The sequence below is a fragment of the Streptomyces sp. NPDC088124 genome (genome assembly GCF_040685895.1).
In the GTDB taxonomy this organism is placed as follows: Bacteria; Actinomycetota; Actinomycetes; order Streptomycetales; family Streptomycetaceae; genus Streptomyces.
The window spans coordinates 50,397-71,073 of the sequence record NZ_JBFBJB010000012.1; the positions used below are offsets into that span (position 1 = coordinate 50,397).

Annotated in this window: 17 protein-coding genes; 12 read left to right on the top strand and 5 right to left on the bottom strand. The window is 72.5% G+C overall.

Annotation, left to right across the window (positions count from 1 at the left end):
• Positions 1 to 106 precede the first annotated feature (106 nt).
• Positions 107 to 1,651 (top strand): CehA/McbA family metallohydrolase, encoded by a 1,545-nt coding sequence (locus AB0P17_RS12045; protein ID WP_365810004.1) that lies wholly within the window; start codon positions 107 to 109, stop codon positions 1,649 to 1,651.
• Between the two features lie 43 nt (positions 1,652 to 1,694).
• Here AB0P17_RS12045 and AB0P17_RS12050 read toward each other — a convergent pair whose 3' ends face one another.
• Positions 1,695 to 3,308, bottom strand: a complete 1,614-nt coding sequence (locus AB0P17_RS12050) for a protein kinase (protein ID WP_365810006.1) — start codon at positions 3,306 to 3,308, stop codon at positions 1,695 to 1,697.
• A gap of 666 nt (positions 3,309 to 3,974) precedes the next feature.
• Between AB0P17_RS12050 and AB0P17_RS12055 the strand changes: the two genes are divergently transcribed.
• The 3 genes from AB0P17_RS12055 (at position 3,975) to AB0P17_RS12065 (ending at position 7,599) form a co-directional block, all read left to right on the top strand.
• Positions 3,975 to 6,923, top strand: coding sequence for a BTAD domain-containing putative transcriptional regulator (locus AB0P17_RS12055; protein WP_365810193.1), 2,949 nt, complete (start codon positions 3,975 to 3,977; stop codon positions 6,921 to 6,923).
• A 206-nt stretch (positions 6,924 to 7,129) separates the two neighbouring features.
• Positions 7,130 to 7,285: a hypothetical protein gene (locus AB0P17_RS12060; RefSeq protein WP_365810007.1), complete on the top strand. Its 156-nt coding sequence runs from the start codon at positions 7,130 to 7,132 to the stop codon at positions 7,283 to 7,285.
• Positions 7,286 to 7,431: 146 nt separating this feature from the next.
• Positions 7,432 to 7,599, top strand: coding sequence for a hypothetical protein (locus tag AB0P17_RS12065; RefSeq protein ID WP_365810009.1), 168 nt, complete (start codon positions 7,432 to 7,434; stop codon positions 7,597 to 7,599).
• A gap of 102 nt (positions 7,600 to 7,701) precedes the next feature.
• On the opposite strand, the gene AB0P17_RS12070 is transcribed toward AB0P17_RS12065, so the two are convergent.
• On the bottom strand, positions 7,702 to 8,274 hold the full coding sequence (locus AB0P17_RS12070; protein WP_365810011.1) for a hypothetical protein: 573 nt from the start codon (positions 8,272 to 8,274) through the stop codon (positions 7,702 to 7,704).
• Positions 8,275 to 8,494: 220 nt separating this feature from the next.
• Between AB0P17_RS12070 and AB0P17_RS12075 the strand changes: the two genes are divergently transcribed.
• Positions 8,495 to 9,235, top strand: coding sequence for a hypothetical protein (locus tag AB0P17_RS12075; RefSeq protein ID WP_365810013.1), 741 nt, complete (start codon positions 8,495 to 8,497; stop codon positions 9,233 to 9,235).
• 64 nt (positions 9,236 to 9,299) lie between these two features.
• On the opposite strand, the gene AB0P17_RS12080 is transcribed toward AB0P17_RS12075, so the two are convergent.
• Both AB0P17_RS12080 and AB0P17_RS12085 read right to left on the bottom strand, forming a co-directional pair.
• Complete coding sequence (locus AB0P17_RS12080) at positions 9,300 to 11,783, bottom strand: PQQ-binding-like beta-propeller repeat protein (protein WP_365810014.1); 2,484 nt, start codon at positions 11,781 to 11,783, stop codon at positions 9,300 to 9,302.
• A gap of 223 nt (positions 11,784 to 12,006) precedes the next feature.
• Complete coding sequence (locus AB0P17_RS12085) at positions 12,007 to 12,948, bottom strand: VOC family protein (protein ID WP_365810016.1); 942 nt, start codon at positions 12,946 to 12,948, stop codon at positions 12,007 to 12,009.
• A 322-nt stretch (positions 12,949 to 13,270) separates the two neighbouring features.
• Between AB0P17_RS12085 and AB0P17_RS12090 the strand changes: the two genes are divergently transcribed.
• Together AB0P17_RS12090 and AB0P17_RS12095 are read left to right on the top strand one after the other, a co-directional pair.
• Positions 13,271 to 13,918, top strand: coding sequence for a TetR family transcriptional regulator (locus tag AB0P17_RS12090; protein ID WP_365810017.1), 648 nt, complete (start codon positions 13,271 to 13,273; stop codon positions 13,916 to 13,918).
• Between the two features lie 29 nt (positions 13,919 to 13,947).
• Positions 13,948 to 14,658: a pyridoxal 5'-phosphate synthase gene (locus tag AB0P17_RS12095; protein WP_365810019.1), complete on the top strand. Its 711-nt coding sequence runs from the start codon at positions 13,948 to 13,950 to the stop codon at positions 14,656 to 14,658.
• A gap of 25 nt (positions 14,659 to 14,683) precedes the next feature.
• Here AB0P17_RS12095 and AB0P17_RS12100 read toward each other — a convergent pair whose 3' ends face one another.
• The gene (locus AB0P17_RS12100) at positions 14,684 to 15,304 is read right to left on the bottom strand and encodes a GNAT family N-acetyltransferase (protein WP_365810021.1); all 621 of its coding nucleotides are present in this window, start codon (positions 15,302 to 15,304) and stop codon (positions 14,684 to 14,686) included.
• A 119-nt stretch (positions 15,305 to 15,423) separates the two neighbouring features.
• Here AB0P17_RS12100 and AB0P17_RS12105 point away from each other — a divergent pair, with 119 nt between their 5' ends.
• The 5 genes from AB0P17_RS12105 to AB0P17_RS12125 all read left to right on the top strand — a co-directional run bounded on the left by AB0P17_RS12105 (position 15,424) and on the right by AB0P17_RS12125 (position 20,566).
• The gene (locus AB0P17_RS12105) at positions 15,424 to 16,614 is read left to right on the top strand and encodes an NAD(P)/FAD-dependent oxidoreductase (protein WP_365810022.1); all 1,191 of its coding nucleotides are present in this window, start codon (positions 15,424 to 15,426) and stop codon (positions 16,612 to 16,614) included.
• Between the two features lie 394 nt (positions 16,615 to 17,008).
• Positions 17,009 to 17,917 carry a helix-turn-helix transcriptional regulator gene (locus AB0P17_RS12110; protein ID WP_365810024.1) on the top strand — a complete coding sequence of 303 codons (909 nt, stop codon included), beginning with the start codon at positions 17,009 to 17,011 and terminating at the stop codon, positions 17,915 to 17,917.
• A 20-nt stretch (positions 17,918 to 17,937) separates the two neighbouring features.
• Positions 17,938 to 18,792, top strand: a complete 855-nt coding sequence (locus AB0P17_RS12115) for an MBL fold metallo-hydrolase (protein ID WP_365810026.1) — start codon at positions 17,938 to 17,940, stop codon at positions 18,790 to 18,792.
• Between the two features lie 111 nt (positions 18,793 to 18,903).
• On the top strand, positions 18,904 to 19,425 hold the full coding sequence (locus tag AB0P17_RS12120; RefSeq protein WP_365810028.1) for a flavin reductase family protein: 522 nt from the start codon (positions 18,904 to 18,906) through the stop codon (positions 19,423 to 19,425).
• A 37-nt stretch (positions 19,426 to 19,462) separates the two neighbouring features.
• Positions 19,463 to 20,566: a Gfo/Idh/MocA family oxidoreductase gene (locus tag AB0P17_RS12125; protein ID WP_365810030.1), complete on the top strand. Its 1,104-nt coding sequence runs from the start codon at positions 19,463 to 19,465 to the stop codon at positions 20,564 to 20,566.
• Positions 20,567 to 20,677: the final 111 nt, after the last annotated feature.

Below are 20,677 nucleotides of genomic sequence, written 5' to 3' on the forward strand. Positions count from 1 at the left end.
AGTGACGGAACGTCTCACCGTTTCCGTCAGCCCCTCAGTCCCTCAGCCCCTCAGCCCCTCAGCCCCGCCGCCATCCTCGCCCCTCTCGCCTTCTGGAGCAGCCGGTATGAGTACGAGCCAGCCCATCGGACGACGCGGACTCCTGGTGACGGGAGCCGCCACCGCGCTTACGTTGAGTACCGTGAGCTTCGCGAACGCCGCTTCCGCCGACTCCCCCGACCCCGCCTCCGCAGGCCCGCCCGCCGACGGCAGACAGGCCAGGACCGTCCGCGGCACCCTGCCGACCGGCTCCCCCGACTTCGTGTACCTCCCCGTCGAAGTACCGCGCGGCGTCAACGAGATCCATGTCGCCTACTCGTACGAGCGACCCGCCGTCCCGGCCGGCACCCAGGGCAACGCCCTCGACATCGGCCTCTTCGACGAGCGCGGCACGGAGCTGGGCGGCAAGGGCTTCCGCGGCTGGTCCGGCGGCGCCCGCACCGAGTTCTTCGTACGGGCCGACGCGGCCACCCCGGGCTATATCCCCGGCCCGGTCCGCGCGGGCGTCTGGCACATCGCGCTCGGCCCGTACACCGTCGCGCCGGAGGGGCTGCCGTACGAGGTCACCATCACGCTCACGTTCGGCGCCCCCGGCACCACCCCGCCGCCCGTCCACCCGCCGCTGCGGGCCAAGGGGCGCGGCCGGGCCTGGTACCGGGGTGACTGCCATCTCCACTCCGTGCACTCCGACGGCAGGCGCACCCCCGCCGAGATCGCCGCGCTCGCCCGCGCGGCCGGGCTCGACTTCATCAACACCAGCGAGCACAACACATACTCCGGGCACCGCGCCTGGGAGGGCCTGTGGGGTGACGACCTGCTGATCCTCACCGGTGAGGAGGTCACGACCCGCAACGGCCATGTCCTCGCGGTCGGTACGGACCCGGGCACCTTCATCGACTGGCGCTACCGCGCCCGCGAGAACCGCTTCGGCCGCTTCGCCCGCGAGATCGGCCGCGCGGGCGGCCTCGTCGTGCCCGCGCACCCGCACGGCACCTGCATCGGCTGCAACTGGAAGTTCGGCTTCGCGGACGCCGACGCGGTGGAGGTCTGGAACGGCGCGTACACGCCGGACGACGAGATCTCCCTCGCCGAGTGGGACAACCTCCTGGTGGCGTCGGTCCGCTCGGGCGGTACGGGGCGGAAGTGGACCCCGGCGATGGGGAACAGCGACGCGCACCGCGACCCCGATCCGGTCGGCACACCGCAGACCGTCGTCCTCGCCGACGACCTCACCCGCGAGGCCATCCTCGCCGGGATCCGGGCGGGCCGCAGTTACGTCGCCGAGTCCGCGGCGGTCTCGCTGGCCTTCGGCGCTGCGGGCGGCCGGGGGCGCCACGCGGGCATCGGCGAACGGCTGGGCGTCGCCCCGGACGCCCCGGTGACCGTACGCCTGGAGGTGACCGGCGCCCCGGGGTGCACCGTGTACTTCGTCACCGACCAGGGGCCGCTGTACAGCTCCGCGCTCCCCGAGTCCGGCGCGGGCACGGTGGAGTGGCGTACGACCGCCGCGTACGCCGCCTACGTACGCGCGGAGGTGCGGCACGCCCCGAAGGTGACGGGGCTGCCTGGGGCGCTGGCGGCGTTCACGAACCCGGTGTTCCTCGGGGAGTGACGGCGGAGCGGGTCCGGCCACGGGGCCGGGCCCGTCCGGCGGCTCAGAGCCCCTCGGCGCGCAGTCGCCGTCGGTGGGAGATGACCGTGGGCACCACGTAGATCAGGGCGAGGACGCCGAGGCTGAGCAGCGCGCCGAGCAGGCCTGCCACCGGGATCATCATTTCCTGATAGGCCGACGCCCTTCCCCGCTTCAGCAGGATGTCCTGCGTGTCGTAGGTGACGAGGTCCCAGCACCCCTGGACCACGACGTAGGCCAGGAGCAGCCAGTAGCGGTGGTTCCAGCGGTGCCACACCCGGTGCTCCGTGCGGCCCTTGGTGACGGTGAGCCAGCCGGCCAGCACGAGCAGCCCCGGCAGGAGCATGGCCGTGAGCCCGCCCAGGAGGGTGAACCGGGCGAAGAGGAGCAGGAACGAGCCGAGGCTGAGGGGCGCCAGCCAGAGCAGCCCGAGTGCCGGGCGCCCGATCAGCCCGCCGTACGCCCAGCCGAGGGCGCCGGTCGCGGGCTGCGGGGGCGGCGGCGTCCGGACGTGGGCCTGCGCCTGGGGGTGGGCGTGCGCCTGCGCCTGCGCCTGCGGGTAGCCGTACCCGGGTCCGTACATGGGCGGCGTCGGCGAGCCGTACAGCGGCTGTCCGTACGGGCCCACAGGGTGCGGCGCGCTGTGCGGCGGCGGGCCGTACGCCGGCGGGGGCGGGGACTGCGGGCCCTGGGTCCGCACGTGGTGGAACTCGTCCCGTACGGTCCCGGGTTGCTCCCGCTCTCCGTCGTCCCGCGACTCCAGGTTGAGCAGCCGCTCCGACGTGCCCGCGATCGCCGAGGCGATCGGGGCGGGCAGCCAGGTGTCGGTCGTCCGGTCCATGGCCGCGGCCCGGCTGTGGGCCTCCGCCGCGGTCGGCCTGCGTTCGGGCTCCGGGTCGAGGCAGTGCAGGATCAGCAGCCTCAACCGCTCGTCCACACCGCCGAGATCGACCTCCTGGCTGGCCCGGCGCGAGACCTGCCCGGTCGCCGCGAAGGCCAGCGTCAGGCCGTAGCTGTAGATGTCCGTGGCGGGGGTGACGCGCTCCCCGTACGCCTGTTCGGGCGACATGAACGCGGGCGTGCCGATCCGGGCGCCGGAGATGGTGAGGGCGCTCTCCAGCGCGGCGTGCACGATCCCGAAGTCGATGAGACGCGGCCCGGCGCTGGACAGCAGCACGTTGGACGGCTTGAGGTCACGGTGGATCAGGCTCTCGGCATGGATGTGCCGAAGGGTCTTCGCGAGATCGGCCGCGAACCTCCACAAGGTCTCCTCGGGCAGTGGTCCGAACCGGTCCACGGCCTCCTGGACCGACGGTCCCGGCACGTAGTCGGAGGCGTACCAGGGGTGGCGTTCGTCCACGCCCGCGGCCACCACCGGGACGGTGCCCGTGCCGGGCGCACCGGCGGCCCCCGCCACGCCGGCGACCCGCTGGACCACGTCCACCTCACGCCGGAACCGTTCCCGGAACCCGGGCGTCGCGGCCATGTCGGCGTGGATGAACTTGACCGCCACGGCCCGGCCACCAGGGCTTCGGGCCAGGTAGACGCGTCCCATACCACCCTCACCGAGGCGGCCCAGTATCCGGAACTCCCCCACCCGGCGCGGATCCTGGGCGTCCAGCGGTTCCAATGACTCCACTCCCTGTTCCCTCGGCGTCGTGCACCGCGCGTCGCTCGCCGGGCATCCCTCACCCGGTCCGTGATTCTCACACGACAGTTTCGTACGGGCGGGAAGAGGGGGAAGTGAAAGGAAGACCGAGGAAGACCAAGGGGGAGGCGGCGGGCCACTCCGCCCCCTCGCTCACCCCGTAGCCCTTCGGCCACTTGGGGTCCTGATCCTGTCGAGGGCTTGTGCAGAGCCTTGCTCACTGCTGACGGACAGCCTCCGGCAAGGCAGACTGTCCGGGGCGATACCGGTGAGTGGCGGGCAGGGGGAGCTATGGGCCTCGACGGCGGGCCGCGCGTACCGGAGCAACGGGCTCCGGCCGCGCCGAGTGACAGGAACAGGACCGGCGCGACCAATGACGGCAGGGGCACCAACGGCAGCGGCGCCGACACCGTGCGCGGCGTGGGACACGCCAACGGCGTTGATTCCGACCGGAGTCACGCGACGACCGCGACCACCGCTACGGCGGCGGCCACCGCGCCCACCGGGACCACCGCGGCGCCGATCGGCGAGCACATCAACCGGACCGGCCACGTCAACGAGACCGTCAACAAGACCGGCAACGGGCCCAATAACGGGACCCGCAACGGCAACGGCACGTCGATGAGGCCCGATAGACTCGGCACGTTCGACAAGGTGATGGGCGGAAAGGCCGACAGCACCGTGGCCGGTGAACCCAACGAGTCCGCGCTCCTCCGCTTCAGCGTGCTCGGCCCGGTACGCGCCTGGCGCGGCGGCGAGGCGCTGCCCCCCGGCTCGCCGCAGCAGCGCGCCCTGCTCGCCTCGCTCCTGCTGCGCGAGGGCCGCACCGCGACCGCCGCCGAACTCATCGACGGGCTCTGGGGCGACGAACCGCCCTCGCAGGCGCTCGCCGCCGTCCGTACGTACGCCTCCCGCCTGCGCAAGGTCCTCTCCCCCGGCGTGCTGGTCAGCGAGTCCGGCGGCTACGCCCTGCGGACCGGCCACGACGCCCTCGACCTCAATGTGGCGCAGGAGCTGGCCGCCGACGCGGACAAGGCGCGCGCCGCCGGCAACCGCGGCCAGGCGCGCTCCCTGATCAGCAAGTCGCTGAACCTGTGGGACGGCGAGGCGCTGGCCTCCGTGCCCGGACCGTACGCCGAGACGCAGCGCACCCGCCTGGAGGAGTGGCGCCTCCAGCTCACCGAGGCCCTCCTCGACCTGGATCTGGAGGTCGGCGCCCACACGGAGGCCGTCTCCGAGCTGACCGCCCTGACCGCCGCCCACCCGCTGCGGGAACGGCTCCGCGAGCTGCTGATGGTGGCGCTGTACCGGAGCGGCCGGCAGGCGGAGGCGCTCGCCGTGTACGCGGACACGCGCCGGCTCCTCGCCGACGAGCTGGGGGTGGACCCCCGGCCCGAACTGTCGGAGCTGCAGCGCCGCATCCTCCAGGCGGACGAGGACCTGGCGCGCCCGCCGGAGGAGCCCGAGCCGGTGCACGCCGTGCCGCGTCCCGCTCAACTCCCTGCGACCGTCCCCGACTTCACCGGCCGCGATGCCTTCGTACGGGAGCTGGGCAACCGGCTGGCCACCGCCGAGGGGTCCGTCATGGCGGTCTCCGCGCTCGCGGGCATCGGCGGCGTCGGCAAGACGACACTCGCCGTCCATGTCGCGCACGCGGCCCGCGCGCACTTCCCCGACGGCCAGTTGTACGTCGACCTCCAGGGCGCCGGGACGCGGGTGGCGGAGCCGGAGGCCGTACTGGGGTCGTTCCTGCGCGCGCTCGGCACCCCGGACACCGAGATCCCCGACTCGCTCGCCGAGCGCTCCGCGCTCTTCCGCTCCGTGCTCGACGGCCGGCGCGTCCTCGTGCTGCTGGACAACGCCCGGGACGCGGCGCAGATCCGGCCGCTGCTGCCCGGGACGACCGGGTGCGCGGCGCTGATCACCAGCCGGGTCCGGCTGGTCGACCTGGTGGGCGCGCATCTCGTCGACCTCGATGTGATGTCGCCGGAGGAGGCGCTTCAGCTCTTCACCCGCATCGTCGGTCTCGAACGGGTCGCCGCGGAGCGCGAGGCCGCCCTCGACGTGGTCGCCGCCTGCGGCTTCCTCCCCCTCGCCATCCGGATCGCGGCGTCCCGCCTCGCTTCCCGCCGCACCTGGACGGTGTCGGTCCTCGCGGCGAAGCTCGCGGACGAGCGGCGCAGGCTGGACGAGCTGCAGGCGGGCGATCTGGCGGTCGCGGCCACCTTCGAACTGGGCTACGGCGCGCTGGACCACGCCCAGGCCCGCGCCTTCCGGCTGCTCGGCCTCGCCGACGGCCCCGACATCTCCCTGGCGGCCGCCGCCGCGCTGCTCGACCTGGCGCCGCGGAAGGCGGAGGACCTGCTGGAGTCGCTGGTCGACACGTCGCTGCTGGAATCGGCCGCGCCGGGCCGGTACCGCTACCACGACCTCGTACGGCTCTACGCGCGCGCCTGCGCCGAGCGCGACGAGCAGAACCCCTCGGAGCGGCGCTCCGCCCTCTCCCGGCTGCTGGACTTCTACCTGACGACCTCGGCGCGGGTGTACGCGCTGGAGCGGCCCGGCGACCGGCTGGTCGACCACCTGGAGCCGGCGTCGTACGAGGGACTGTCGTTCACGGACCGGCACGACGCGCGGGACTGGCTGTACGCGGAGGCCAACTGCCTGCTGGCGTGCGTACGCCAGTCCGCCTGCGGTCCCGACGCGGAGGGTCTGCGCCGGGCCGTGGACCTGCTCTGGGCCTCGCTCGACCTCGGCGAGTCGGGCGCCAACGCCAAGGAGTACGAGGCGACGGCGACCGCCGTACGGGACGCGGCGCACGCCCTCGGCGACGACCGGGCCGAGGGCCGGGCGCTCATCGCCCTGAGCAACCTCCGGCTGTCCACGGGCCGGTTCGAGGAGGCCGACGAGGGGACCCGGCAGGCGATGGCGCTGGCGGAGCCCGCGGGCGACACGCTGACCGTCTGCTGGGTGAGCAACCTCCGCGGTGCCATCGCCTTCTACCAGAACCGGAACGCGGACGCCGAGGTCCATCTGAAGCGCGCGATCGACGACTTCCGGGCCGACGGGAACCTGCCGGGCGAGGCGTCCGCGCTCTGCAACCTCTCCCGCGCGCATCTCGCGATGGGGCGTACGTCCAGCGCGGTCTCCCTCGCCAAGGAGGGCATCCGGATCTACGAGCAGATGGGCAGCGACGCCCTGCGCGCCGCGAACGCCCGCTACGCGCTCGCCATGGCGCTCACCAAGATCGGCCATCTCTCCGACGCGGCCCAGCAGTTCTCGGAGGCCCTGGAGACCTTCCGGGACAGCAGGCAGCGGCTCTGGGAGGGGATGACGCTCTTCCGCCTCGCCGAGGTCGATCTGGCGGGCAGGCGGCCCGCGCCGGCCGCGTCCAACGCGGAGATGGCGCTGATCGTGCTGCGCGGCATCGGCGGGGAGTGGCGGCGCGGGCAGGTGCTGACGGCGCTCGGCCGGGCCCTGAACGGCATAGGGCAGACGGGACGCGCCCAGGTCTGCTGGCAGGAAGCACTGACCATTTTCGAGGAACTGGGGTCACCGGAGGCAACGGAAGTACACAGCCTCATCAGCTCCGCCGTCGTCGCATAACCGGTCTGGGCTGCACGTTCATCATTCGTTTAGCACGACACGGCATTGTCGTCCCCGTCGAATCCGTTGCGTCGGGGGGCAGACGGATCGATGTGAGGCCGAACCCCTAGGGTGAGCGGCCTTGAGACGCCCGTCCGGTCATTCGGGGGAACGGCCGGACGGGCCTCATGCCCCACCGCATCGCTCTATACGAGGGAGTTCAGGCCATGAGCGAGAAGAAGACCGAGCAGATCGTCAAGCCGCAGGGCGACACGCACGTCACCGACGAGCCGGACACCACGCCCAAGCCGCTGGACACACACGTCACGAGTGGGGACGTCAAGCCGCAGGGTGACACGCACGTCACCAGCGAGCCTGCCTGATCAAGCCTCTTCGACGGGGGTATCGGCCGCGGCGGCGCGGAGGGGGAGCCGCCGCGGCCCTGGCGTGTCAGGGGCCGGAACCGCCTCTACCACTTACCGATGCGCCGTCGACGGTTGCGGCAGTGCCTACCGGAAAGAATTTCGACATGACACTTGAGATAACCCTCGCCAAGAGAATCCTGGTCACCGCCGCCCTGATCGTCGCCGCGGGCGCGACCGCGGCGTCGCCGGCTCTCGCCGGTGACAACCACGTCACCGATCACCCCCGGGACTCGCATGTCAGCGTCGAAACCCAGGATGTCCACGTCACCTGACGCCCCGCCGTACCCGACGCCCAGCCGTCCGGCCGGCGGGGCGCCAGCGAAGAGGGCCGAGCTTCGCGCTCGGCCCTCTTCGCTGTCACCGTCGCCGGCCGGTCAGGTGTCGAGGGCCGTGCTCACCGCGCACTTCCGCACGCGTGACACCTGGCGCGGGCTGTCCATCGCCACCCTGACCGTCGTCGTCCCGCCGCCCTCCAGGTCGACCTCCGTCTCGCCGGAGTCGACGACCCGGCCGGTGGCGTCCGTGAACGTCACGTCGATGTCGTAGCGGTCGGCCGCCCCCACCGCGGTCTCCACCCGTACGGTCGCGTACGTGACCGCCTTGCGCTTGCCCTTCGCCTGACGGACGCAGGTGACGATCCGCGCCTCGACACCGTCCGCGGTCCCCGTGACGGCGGGCGTCGGCGTCGGGTCGTCGTACGTACCGCCGGACGAGCCGTTGTTGTCGTCGTTGTCGTTGTCGTACGCGTGCTGCTGCGAGCCCGCGTTGTACCCCGACGACCCGTTGCTCTTCTTCGAGTTCGAGCAGCCGCCGCCGCTGCTGCTGCCGCTACTGCTCGACTTCCCCTTGCTTCCGCTTCCCCGCTTGCCGGCCTTGGACGAGGAGAACCCCGTCAGAGCCAGTACCACCACGACCAGTACGGCCGCGAACTTCAGACGTCGACGCATCAAGGCCGAGTCACTCCCCCCGTTGGAAACGTACAACTACTCAGCACCGCCCGGCGGCCCCCACGGGCCCCATGGAGTGGGGCTCGCATGAACCTGCCAAGTGCGCGCGACAGAGTAGCAGCGTGTACGGACAGCCGCAGGCGCCACATGGCGCACACCAGGCACCCGGCGTAGCGTCGGCACCTGGAGCAGGATTCCGCACAGCCAAGGAGGCCGGGCGATGGTCCGCAACATCTTCGGTTCGATCCTCGCTCTGGCGGGGGCCGCGGCCGCCGTCTTCGGGCCGTTCCGCGCCTGGTACGACGGGCGTGCCGGACGCGATTACCGCGTCGCCGATCTCTTCGACGGTGTCACCGCGAACGGGGCCGGACTCGTCACCTCGCTCCTGCTGCCCTTCGCCTTCGCCGCCCTGGTCACCCTGGTCGGGGTGGTGGCGCGCTCCCGTCTGCTGGTGGCGCTGGCCGGGCTGATCGTCCTCGGCTTCACCGTGCTGTGGATGGTGCGTCAGGGACAGGCGGCCGGCTCCCTCACCATCAGCGGGAACGGTTCCGGTCTGGGCATCGGGGTCGCGTACACCGCGGGCGGCGGGGCGGCGCTGCTGCTGGCCGCGCTCCTGATGTCCGGCCGCCGGCGCGCCGGGCGCGACGACTGGGAGCGGACGCCCGCACCGCAGCAGTACGAGCCCCAGCAGTACGAGCCAGGGCCCTACGAACCCCAGCCGTACGACCCGCGGGACTACGGGCAGCAGGGGCAACAGGGATACGGGCAACAGGGATACGGCCGACAAGGGTACGGGCAGCAGGAGTACGGGCAGCAGGGCCCCGAGCCCGACCCCTGGCCCGAGCCCCAGCCACAGGACGGCGACACGCAGTCCCTGCCCGTCACCGGCCAGTGGTACGAAGAGCCCGGCAACGACCCGCGCGGCGGCAACCGGCCCCGGAATTCCCGCCGGGGCCACTGACCCCGGCGGCGCGGGACCGGGGCCGGCCGCGGGACCGGGGCTCCCGACGCCGGCGCGGCGCGGGCTACCGCGAACCGCGTCCCGTCGCCGTCCCCTTGACCGCGTCCAGCGCGTACACGCACCGGTCCTTGCTGCACGCGTACACCACGCCCCGCCGCGCCACCGGCGACCCCGTGATCTCGCCGCCCGTCGCCAGCTTCCAGCGGAGCTGGCCGCCGCTCGCGTCCAGCGTGTACAGCACGTGGTCGGCCGAGCCGAAGTGCAGCCGCCCATCGGCGACGACCGGGGCGCCGATCACCTCGCCGCCCGCCGCGAAGCGCCACTTGGGCGTGCCCGTCACCGCGTCCAGGGTGTACAGCGCGCTGCCGCTGCCGACATGGACGTTGCCGTCGGCGACCAGGACCGGTTCGATCGACTGCCGGGACTCGGTCGCGATGCGCCAGCGGTCCTTGCCGGTGGTCGCGTCGAGCGCGTACACCGTGCCCAGGTAGTCGGCGAGGTAGACGCCGCCGCCCGTGACGGCCGGGCCCGGCGCGAAGGCGGGCGGGGAGAGGAAGACGGCGGGCGCCTCGAAGTGCCAGCGGACATGGCCGGTGGCGAGGTCGATGCGGAGCACCCGGGTGCCCGCCGCGACGTAGAGGTGACCGTCGGAGCCGGAGCTCACCCGTACGGGTACGCCGCCGCAGGAGGCCGCGTCACCGATCGGGTACGACCACAGCTCCGTGCCCGAGCGCGCGTCCAGCGCCTGGAGCCGCGCGTCCTTCCAGACGAAGACCGTGCCGTCGACGATGGTGGGGCCCGACTCCGGGGTCTCGAAGTCCGTCTGGGCGCCCGCGATCTCCCACAGCCGCTCGCCGCTGGACGCCTCCCACGCCTGGACGCCGCCGCCGCGGGTGCCGGTGACGACCGTGCCGCGGTCGACCTTGAGGGAGTACACCCAGGAGGTGGTCTGCAGGCGCCAGTGCTCCGTGCCGCTGGTGCCGTCGAGCGCGTAGAGCGTCGGGCCGTCCGAGGCGTGGATCCGGCCGCCGGCCACCGCCATCGCCCAGGCCACGTCCCGGGTCTTGAACTGGCGGCGCCCGCTGGCCACGTCCAGGGCGTGGACCTCGAAGGACGTGACGTAGAGCAGCTCCCCGTCGACGACCGGGGTCCCCCAGACGTCGTTGGACATCCGGAACCGCCAGGGCCGCCAGCGCTGGGCCTCCCCGGGCATGTCGGGCGGCTGGGTGGGCACGGGCAGCGGCGGGGCGCCCGGGTGCGGCGCGGCGCCCGGCGGCTCCGCGCCGGTCAGCCCGGCGGGCGGGCGGATCCAGCCGGTGGCGGGGCCCGCGTCCGCCACGGCGTGCGCGTCCGCGACGCGCGGCCCGGGGCCGATCGGGACCGGCGCGCCCGGCAGCCGGACCGGGCTGGCGGACGGCGCGGCGGCGGGCAGGGCGGCGCCCGCCCCCACGGGCCGCGCCGCGTGCTGCCCGCCGGGCACGGCGGCGTGGGCGGCGGCGTGGCCACCGCCGGGTCCGCCGCCCTGGCTCGCCCGGCCGGCGCCGTCCGGGCGCCACGCGGCATCCCAGTCGGGCGCCTGCGCGGGCCGCGGCGGCCGGTGCTGGGGCTGCGGCGGTACGGGAGGGGCCGCGGGGCGCGCGACCGCGGCGACCCGGCCGCCGTTGCGGCGGCGCTCGATCATCGCGGTGGCGGAATCCGGCAGCCAGGCCGAGGCCGTACCGCTGTCGTCACTGCCCGAGGCGAAGAGATGCGGGGCGAGCTGCGCCTGGAGGTCGGCGGGCGTGGGCCGCAGCCCGGCGTCCATCTGCATACAGGACTCGATGAGCGGCCTCAGCTCCTCCGGCAGCCCCTCCAGGTCCGGGCCCTCGCGCAGCAGCATGAAGACCGTCTCGACCGGGTTCGCCCCGTGGAAGGGGGCGTGTCCGGTGGCGGCGAAGACGAGGGTGGACCCGAGCGAGAAGATGTCGCTGGCGCCGGTCACGCTGCGGGAGTCCCTGGCCTGCTCGGGCGACATGTACGCGGGCGTGCCGACCGCCACGTTCGTCATGGTCAGCCGGGTGTTGGAGACACCGGAGGCGATCCCGAAGTCGATGACCCGGGGACCGTCCTCGACCACCAGCACGTTCGACGGCTTCAGGTCGCGGTGGACGAGACTGGCACCGTGGATCGACTGGAGGGCCTCCGCGATCCCGGCGGCCAGCCAGCGCACCGCCTGGGCCGGCATCGGACCGCACTCATTCACTATTTCCTCGAGCGAGGGCGCGGGCACGTACGCCGTGGCCAGCCAGGGCACGGCGGCCCGTGGATCGGCGTCCACCACGGCGGCCGTGTAGAAGCCACTGACGGCGCGGGCCGCCTCCACCTCGCGCGTGAAGCGGACCCGGAAGAGCTGGTCCTCGGCGAGTTCGGTACGAACGGTCTTGATCGCCACGCGGCGACCGGACGCCGATCGAGCGAGATAGACCAGCCCCATGCCGCCGGCCCCGAGCCGCCCCAGCACCTCGAAAGGGCCGATACGCCTCGGGTCGTGCTGCGTCAGCTGCTCCACTTGCCTGCCACCTCCCCGTACGGGCCACTAGGTACGGCCCCCGTGCGCCCTGATTCTTCCTGCCGGAGGCGGCGGTTGCGAACCCGGGGGCGGATCGGGGTGTCTCGTCCCGTTCCGGACAACCACCCACATCTCCACCGCCGCGACGCCCGCCTATCGGGGATTGTCCCCCGCATCGCCGGTCGCAGTCCCCTCACGGCCCAGGCCCCGCGACGGACACACCCTAAGTCCGTTTCCAGCCCAGCCGCCGTTTTCTGCCGGACTCGGGCTCCGATCCGGACTCGGGCTCTGATACGGATTCCGGAGCGGATTCCGTCAGGGGCGCCTCCGGCGCTTTTGGCGCATCCGGCGCTTCCTTTTCCGCCGGGCGCTCCTCCAATACGGCGAAGGACGCGCCCTGGTTGTCCACCAGGACCGCCATCCGCCCGGACGCGATGTCGAAGGGCGGCGCGGTGATCCGGCCGCCGAGCCGGACCGCCGTACCCGAGGTCCTGTCGCAGTCGGCGACGGAGAAATAGCTCAGGAAGTGGCCGGGCAGCTCCGCGGGGAAGGCGTCCGTGATCACGCTGCGCCCGCCCACGGCGCCCGCCTCGCCCGGTGCCGCGTCCGCCGGGTACCACCTGCGGAAATCGACACCGGAGTCCCCGCCTCCGGGGCCCCCGCCCCCGGGGACGTCCTCGGCGCGGAAGCCGAAGACGCTCTCGTAGAAGGGGTCCACCCGCGCCTTGTCCCTCGTGTAGACCTCCGTCCAGCAGAAGGACCCCGGCAGGCCCTTCTTCTCGAACCCCGTCTCCTCGCCCGCCTGCCAGAGCCCGAAGACCGCGCCGGCCGGATCCGCCGCCTGGGCCATGACACCGGACCGCCCCACCGCCACGGGCTCCCGGACGAGCTGACCGCCCGCCTCCCTGATCCGCCGGCTGAGGGAGACCGCGTCGTCGGTGGCGAAGTAGACGCCCCAGACCGTGGGCATCCTGCCGTCCCGCTTGGCGACCAGCCCCGCGACCCGCTTCCCGTCGCTGTACGCCTCCGTGTAGTGCCCGCGCTCCGCCCCGGCGGCCCGGCCGAAGGTCCAGCCGAACAGCTCCCCGTAGAAGCGCTTGCCCGCCTCCAGATCAGGGAGCGACACATCCACCCAGCACGGCGTGCCCTCCGCGAATGCGGCCATGGACCGGTCCTTCCCTGTGCACGGCCGTACGGACGTACGGGACGTACGGACGTACGGCTGCGGCGTGTGGCGCCCGTCACAGCAAAGCTAATGCGGGTTGGCCGGAAATGCAGCGGATAAAATCGAACAATTGGTTCATTATCCCAGGGTGAAGCCGTCGCCACCCCGAGTTATCCACCGAAGTTGTCCACAGGCTGTTGATAACACTATTCCTGTGCACAACCTGGGGACCGGCCCCTCGCGGTCCCGTGCGGGAGATGGCCGGTTCCCCATTTGCACTCGGCCGAATCGCGCTCCGATCACCCCTCGGTAAGCTGACGGCATGACAGGACAAGTGCGCACCGTCGACGGCCGCGTGGCTGGTCGACGCGGACAGGCGACGCGGCAGAAGCTGCTCGACTGTCTCGGCGAGATGCTCAGCTCCTCGCCGTACCGGGACGTGAAAGTCATCGACGTCGCCCGCAGGGCGGGCACTTCACCCGCGACGTTCTACCAGTACTTCCCGGACGTCGAGGGCGCGGTCCTCGAAATCGCCGAGGAAATGGCCAAGGAGGGCACCGGGTTGACCGGGCTGGTCTCCGGCCGCTCCTGGATCGGCAAGGCCGGGTGGCAGACGTCCGAGGAGCTTGTCGAGGGGTTCCTCGATTTCTGGCGCAAACACGACGCGATCCTCCGAGTGGTGGATCTGGGCGCGGCGGAGGGCGACAAGCGGTTCAACAAGATCCGCCTGAAGATCCTCAACTCGGTGACCAACTCCCTGACGGAGTCGGTGTCCGAGCTCCAGTCCAAGGGCCGCGTCGACAAGGACGTCAGCCCGGCGGCGGTGGCCGGCTCGCTGGTCGTCATGCTCGCCTCGGTCGCCTCGCACCAGAAGGGCTTCCAGAGCTGGGGCGTGAAGCAGGCCGAACTGAAGCCCAATCTCGCCCTGTTGGTCCACCTCGGCATGACCGGCAAGAAGCCCACGAAGTAGCGCGCCGAAACGATCCGGCAAACCGCCCCATGGACGGCACCGACACCGGCCACGACCGCCCCCAGGAATCCTTCCGCGCCCTCCTGCACGCCCAGCGCGTCTGGGACACGGGCGGCGCCCCACTGCCCGCCTTCGACCCGGCCACGGCACCCGACGACCCGCTGACGCTCTTCCACCGGTGGTTCACGCAGGCGGTGGCCGCGCACCAGCCCGAGCCGCACACGATGACGCTCGCGACCGTCGACGAGCAGGGCCGTCCCGACGTACGGACACTGATGCTGCACGACGCCGACGACCACGGCTGGCACTTCGCCTCCCACGCCACCAGCCGCAAGGGCCGCCACCTCGCCACCCGCCCCGAGGCCGCCCTCGGCTTCTACTGGCCCGCGCAGGCCAGGGCCGTACGCCTGAGAGGCCCGGTGCGGACCGCGACCCCGCGGGCGAGCAGCGCCGACCTCCACGCCCGCTCGACGGGCGCGCTCGCCGCCGCCCTGGTGGGCCGCCAGAGCGACGTACTCGCCTCGCCGGAGGAACTGGCGGAAGCGAGCCGAACGGCCTGGGACCAGGCCCGCCGCGCCCCGTCCACCGAGGCCCCCACCTGGACGGCGTACACCCTCGTCCCGGACGAGGTGGAGTTCTTCCAGGGCGAGGAGCACCGCCGCCACGTACGCCTCCGCTACCGCCGCCCCGCCGAGGAGCCCCCGACGGGCCCGTGGGTACGGGAGTTGCTGTGGCCGTGAGCCCGCGCGCGCCCCTTCCCCCCGGTCAGCGGAGCGGCGCCGGGTCGGTGGCGAGCCGGGCGTGGAGATGGACGTCCCGGAAGGTACCTCCCGGCTGGAGCGTCGCGTCCCGCAGGATGCCCTCGCCGCGGTAGCCGCCACGCTCGGCGATCCGGCAGGAGGCGGCGTGGCCCACGGCGTGGCCCAACTCGATCCGGTGCACCCCGGCCTGTTCGAAGGCCCAGCGCCCGCAGAGGTCCAGCGCGCGGCCGGCGACGCCCCGGCCGCGCGCCTCCGGCAGCACCCAGTAGCCGACGCGGCCCACGCGCAGCCGCAGATCGAGCACACCGAGGCCGACATGGCCGAGTATCACGCCGTCGCGCCCGTCCGCGTCTTCCCCCGCGTCCTCCGTCACACAGAAGTTCGCCATGGTGCCCCGCGCCCAGCCGTCCTCCCGCCGCTGGATCAGCCGACTCGCCTCGGCCTCGGTCGTGACATGGACGAGCGGGCTGTTCCAGCGCAGGAATTCGGGGTCGGTGAGGCCGCGGACCAGGGTGGCCTCGTCGCCCGTCCGCCAGGCGCGCAGCCGCAGTCCGTGGCCGCGCAGTTCGGTCCTGGGCGGGAGGTGTCCTGACTCGGGGTGGCCGACGGCCGGGTCTTCACTCACCGGGACATTCAACCGCGTACGCCCACACCGCCCCACGCGGGCGGGGCGTGATCTATTCGCAATCGGTTTCCTTCTTGACCGGCACCCAACAAGTGGGCAGGCAATTACGCTCAGGTTTCATGTGTGCAGATTTCGACCTCGCCGATGAACGACCTGTGTACATCGTCGGAGGCGGCCCGGGCGGGCTCGCCGTCGCCGCCGTCCTGCGTCAACAGGGCGTACGGGCGGTCGTCCTGGAGAAGTCGGGGGCCGTCGGGGCCTCCTGGCGCGGCCACTACGACCGGCTGCGGCTGCACACCACGCGGGCCCGGTCCGGGCTGCCGGGGCTCAAGATGCCGCGCTCCTTCGGGCGTTGGGTGGCGCGCGCCGATGTGGTGCGGTACCTGGACGTGTACGCGGCCCACCACAAGCTGGAGATCGTCACCGGCGTGGAGGTCACCCGGATCGACCGCTCCCCCGACGGCGCCGACTGGCTGCTGCGCGCCACGGGCGGGCGGGAGCTGACCGGGCGCGCGGTCGTCGTGGCCACCGGGTTCAACCACACGCCCCGCGTGCCCTCCTGGCCGGGCCGCGAGGCGTACGAGGAGGCCGGCGGGGCCCTGCTGCACGCCGCCGCGTACCGCAACGCCGCGCCGTACGCCGGGAAGGACGTCCTGGTCGTCGGCGTCGGCAACACGGGCGCGGAGATAGCCGTCGACCTCGCCGAGGGCGGCGCGGCCCGCGTGCGCCTCGCCATCAGGACCGTTCCGCACATCCTGCGCCGCTCCACGCTGGGCTGGCCCGCGCAGCTGACCGGGATCCTGGTGCGCCGGCTGCCGACCCGGCTGGTCGACGCGGCGGCCGCCGTCCTGGCCCGGGTCGCCCTCCCCGACCTGGCCGCGCAGGGGCTGCCGCGCCCGGACACGGGGCTCTACTCACGGGCGCGCGAGGGCGCGATCCCGGTGCAGGACGTGGGCCTGATCAAGGCCGTACGGAAAGGGAGAGTCGAGCCGGTGGCGGCGGTGGAGTCCTTCGAGGGGAACGGAATCGTCCTGGCGGACGGCTCGCGGATCACCCCCGAGGCCGTCATCGCCGCGACCGGCTACCACCGCGCGCTGGAAGGCCTGGTGGGCCATCTGGGCGTGCTGGACGCCCGGGGCCGCCCGGTGACACGCGGCCGCCGGACCCCGAAGCAGGCGCCCGGCCTGTACTTCACCGGCTTCACCAACCCCATCAGCGGCAACCTCCGCGAGATGGCCCTCGACGCGCACCGGATCGGCAAGGCGATCGCCCGCCGGAGCCGGGCCGTGAAGAACCGTAGCCGGGGCTAGAAGGGCGTCCGCCCAGGGCGCCGCGCCCGTCGGCGGTGCCAGGGCTCCGCGCCCGTCGGCGGTGCCAGGCCGTCGGCCTCCATCCGTATACGAACACCGCCGGCACGGCCGTCAGGAGGCCGACAACGAGCGTCAACCACGGATTCCCGTTCACCGCGGCGATGCTCCGACCGCCGACGCAGCCCCGGTCGCAGCGGTCAGCACCTCGCCGCGGGCTCCCGGCGGCCGCGAAGTCGCCGTCCCACGTCGAGACAGCGTCCTGTTCACAAAAGTGTGGACCCCCTGCAATAAACAGGCGAGTAGGTTTGTTGGAAGCGTAGGGCGGCCCGGGGGGAGCCGCACAAGACCTGGGCGCATCCCTCTGCTCCGTCACGAACAGAAGGGACTGGAACTGATGGGGAACCCTTATCCGACCAGACGCGCCGTCTCACCGCGACTCGTCGAACTCGGCCGATTTCTGATGGCCCGGCGTGCCGAGGTTCCTCCAGCCCGCGTCGGGCTGCCCGATGCGGGCAAGCGACGCACTCCCGGGCTGCGCAGAGAGGAAGTCGCGCTGCTCGCCGGAGTGGGCGTCTCCTGGTACACGTGGATCGAACAGGGCCGTGCCGAGAATGTCTCGGGGGAGGTACTGGACTCCATCGCCAACGTACTCCAGCTCGACGAGAACCAGCGGCTGTATCTGCGCCAGCTGGCCGGTGTCCAGGCCGTCCCACCGTTACCGGTGAGCTCTCCCCAGGCCGACTCGATGAGGCCGTTCGTGGAGAACTGGTGGCCGAGTCCGGCCTATATCGCCGATCACGCCTGGAACGTCGTCGTCGCCAACCCGGCGGCCGAGGCGCTGCTGGCCATGGAGGACGACCAGCGGGACGGCTGCGGCCGCCCGTACAACGTGCTGAGGGAGTTCTTCACCAGCGAGCACGTACGCGAGGCCTACCCGCGCTGGAAGCAGGTCGCGCCGACCGTGGTGGCCCGCTTCCGCAGTCAGGCGGCGCAGCACATCGACGGGCCGGCGATCCCGGACCTGGTGCGTGAACTCAGCTCGACCAGCCGGTATTTCGCCGAACTGTGGGAGCGGCACGAGGTGTTGGAGGACTCCTGCGGTCCCGAATTCTTCCGCCACCGCGAGGTCGGCGATCTCCACTTCACCCGGGCCACGCTGGACTTCACCCGCCGGATCGCCATGCGGATGACCGTCTTCCTGCCCACGCCCGGCACGGGCACGGAGGCAGCGCTGTCGAAGCTGTCCCATGTGACGCTGTCACGGCGGATGAACTCCCTGGTCCCGGCCTGTGAGTCGCGATGAACAGAACGGGAACGTCATTCATGGAGCCGGTCGGTGTCGTGGTCGGTGCGCACCGGCTGACCTATCTGCCCGACGGGTACGTGCAGTTGGACCCCCGCGCGTGGTATCCCGAGTCCCCCGCCTCGTTCTGGGCGGACAAGGGGGACCACCTCGACGACGAGGGCTACCTCACCGGATCGGTGGGCGCGTTGCTGGTGGAGTACGCGGACCGGGCGATGCTCATCGACACAGGATTCGGCCCGGCGCGCATATCCGCCGAGCACACCATCCCGCCCCTTGGCCGGATCGAGGGCGGCGCCCTCCCTGCCAGTCTGGCCGCCGCGGGCCGTGACTTCGAGTCGGTGGACACCGTGGCGTTCACCCATCTCCATGACGACCACGTCGGATGGGCGGTCGAACCTCGGCTCAAGGGGGCGCGGTTCGCCGCCTCGGCCGCCGAGTGGCGCGGTGCGCACCGCGTACCGGCCGGACACGCGGTCGCGGTACGGGAGGGCGAAGAGGTCTTCCCGGGCGTCACGGCATTGGCCACGCCTGGTCACACGCCCGGCCATCTCTCGTATGTCATCGACGGGGGACCGGACGCCGTCCGTGCCGTCGTGGTCGGCGACGTACTCCACTCTCCCCTCCAACTCACCGATCTCTCCTGGCGGGCGGCATCCGACATCGACCCCGCGCAGGCGGTGCGCAGCCGTGAGCGGACCGTCGCCGAACTCTCCCGCCCGGGGACCATCGGGTTCGCGGGCCACTTCGCGGGCGCGGTCTTCGGCCGGCTGTCCGGTTCCGCCACGACGTCCGAAGGTGTCGCGCCGCCGGCAGGACGGCGGACCCGCTGGGAACCGCTCACTGTCCGGGACGGGCTGGCCCCTCTCCTCTGATCCGCGCTGTTCCCGTCGCTCCGGGGACCCTGCGCGCCGGCCGTCTGTTGCCACGGCCAATATGTTGATTACGCACTGGCAAGGGATGCCGACCGCGCGGACGCTTGGGGCATGACCACGACGGCCACAACCCCGACATGCGCAGCCTCGCCGGTCGACCCCCACCGGTTCCGGTCCATCGCCGGGCGGTTCACCACCGGGGTGGTGGCCGTAACCGCGTTGCGCGAAGGTGACGCCGCTCCGGTGGGGCTCGCGGTGAACTCATTCGCGTCGGTGTCCCTGGAGCCACCGCTCGTGCTGTTCTGCGTGGCCAGGACCAGCACCAGCTGGCCCGACGTACTGTCCACGGAACGCTTCTGCGTCAACATACTCGGCGAGAGTCAGCGCGAGCTCAGCGCCCGCTTCGCGACCAGCGGCGCGGACAAGTTCGGCGGCGCGGTCTGGACCCCGTCGCCGAGCGGCGCCCCCGTCCTCAACGGCTCCATCGGCTGGATCGAGTGTTCCGTCGAGGAGGAGATCGCGGCCGGGGACCACGACGTGGTCATCGCCCGGGTGCATCACCTGGGCGCCCATCACGAAGACTCTCCGCTGCTCTTCTTCCGTGGGCTATATGGGCGTTACACGCAGCTGTGAACGAACAACGACCTCTCATGCAGAAGGAAGAGTCTCCGTGGCACTCAACGCAGCCCCGCTCGGAGTGGGGATCGTCGGACTCAGCGCGGACGGCGGCTGGGGGGCGCGGGGGCATCTGCCCGCGCTCGCGGCCGTCGCCGGATACGAACTGCGCGCGTTGACCGCGTCCACGCCCGAGTCGGCGCGCAAGGCCTCCTCCGCGTTCGGGCTGCCCGAATCCGCGGCCGGAACGGACGCCGGTGAACTCGCCGCGCGCGATGACGTCGACATCGTGGTGGTCACCGTGCGGGTGCCCCGGCACCGGGAGCTGATCCTCCCGGTCCTGCAAGCGGGCAAGACAGTGCTGAGCGAGTGGCCGCTCGGCAACGGTCTCGCTCAGGCCGAGGAACTCGCTTCGCTCGCCGCCGGGGCCGGGGTACGGACCGCGGTCGGTCTGCAGGCCCGCTCCGCGCCTGTGGTCCGCTATCTGCGCGACCTGATCGCCGACGGCTACGTCGGCGAGGTACTGTCGACCACCCTGGTCGGCTCGGGCGGCGGCTGGGGCCGGGCAGTGCCGGAACGGACCGCCTACGTGGCCGACCGGGCCAACGGCGCCACTTTGCTCACCGTGCCGTTCGGGCACACTCTGGACGCGCTGACCATGGTGCTGTCCGGCTTCGACTCTCTGACCGCGACGACAGCGACCCGCCGCCCCGAGGTACGGATCGCCGAGACCGGGGCGCCGCTGGCCATGACCGCCGAGGACCAGATCGCGGTGACGGGACGGCTGGCGAGCGGTGCGGTGGCCTCCCTGCACTACCGGGGCGGTTCGTCGCGCGGCACCAACCTGCTGTGGGAGATCAACGGTACCGAGGGCGACCTCGTGGTGACCGGCGGGACGGGTCATCTCCAGTTCGGTCAGGTGGAGTTGCGCGGCTCACGCGGTGACGAGGAGGCGCTGCGACCGCTCGCCGTACCGGAGAGCTACCAGTTGGCGCCCGGCCTCGAAGGGCCCGCCGGGATTGTCGCCAACGCCTACGCCCAGCTGCGCGCAGACCTTGCCGAAGGCACGCACCACGTACCGGACTTCGCGCACGCCGTCGCACACCACCGCCTGCTGGACCGCATCACCCGGGCCGCCGAGACCGGTACCCGCCAGTAGGCGGACCCTGCCGAGGGGGCGCCCTCGCCTGTCCAGCACCCCTCGCCCATACCCGGCCTTCCGGGCATCCCGCGGTGTCGCGGCGATCAAACGTCTCCGCCCATGAGACAC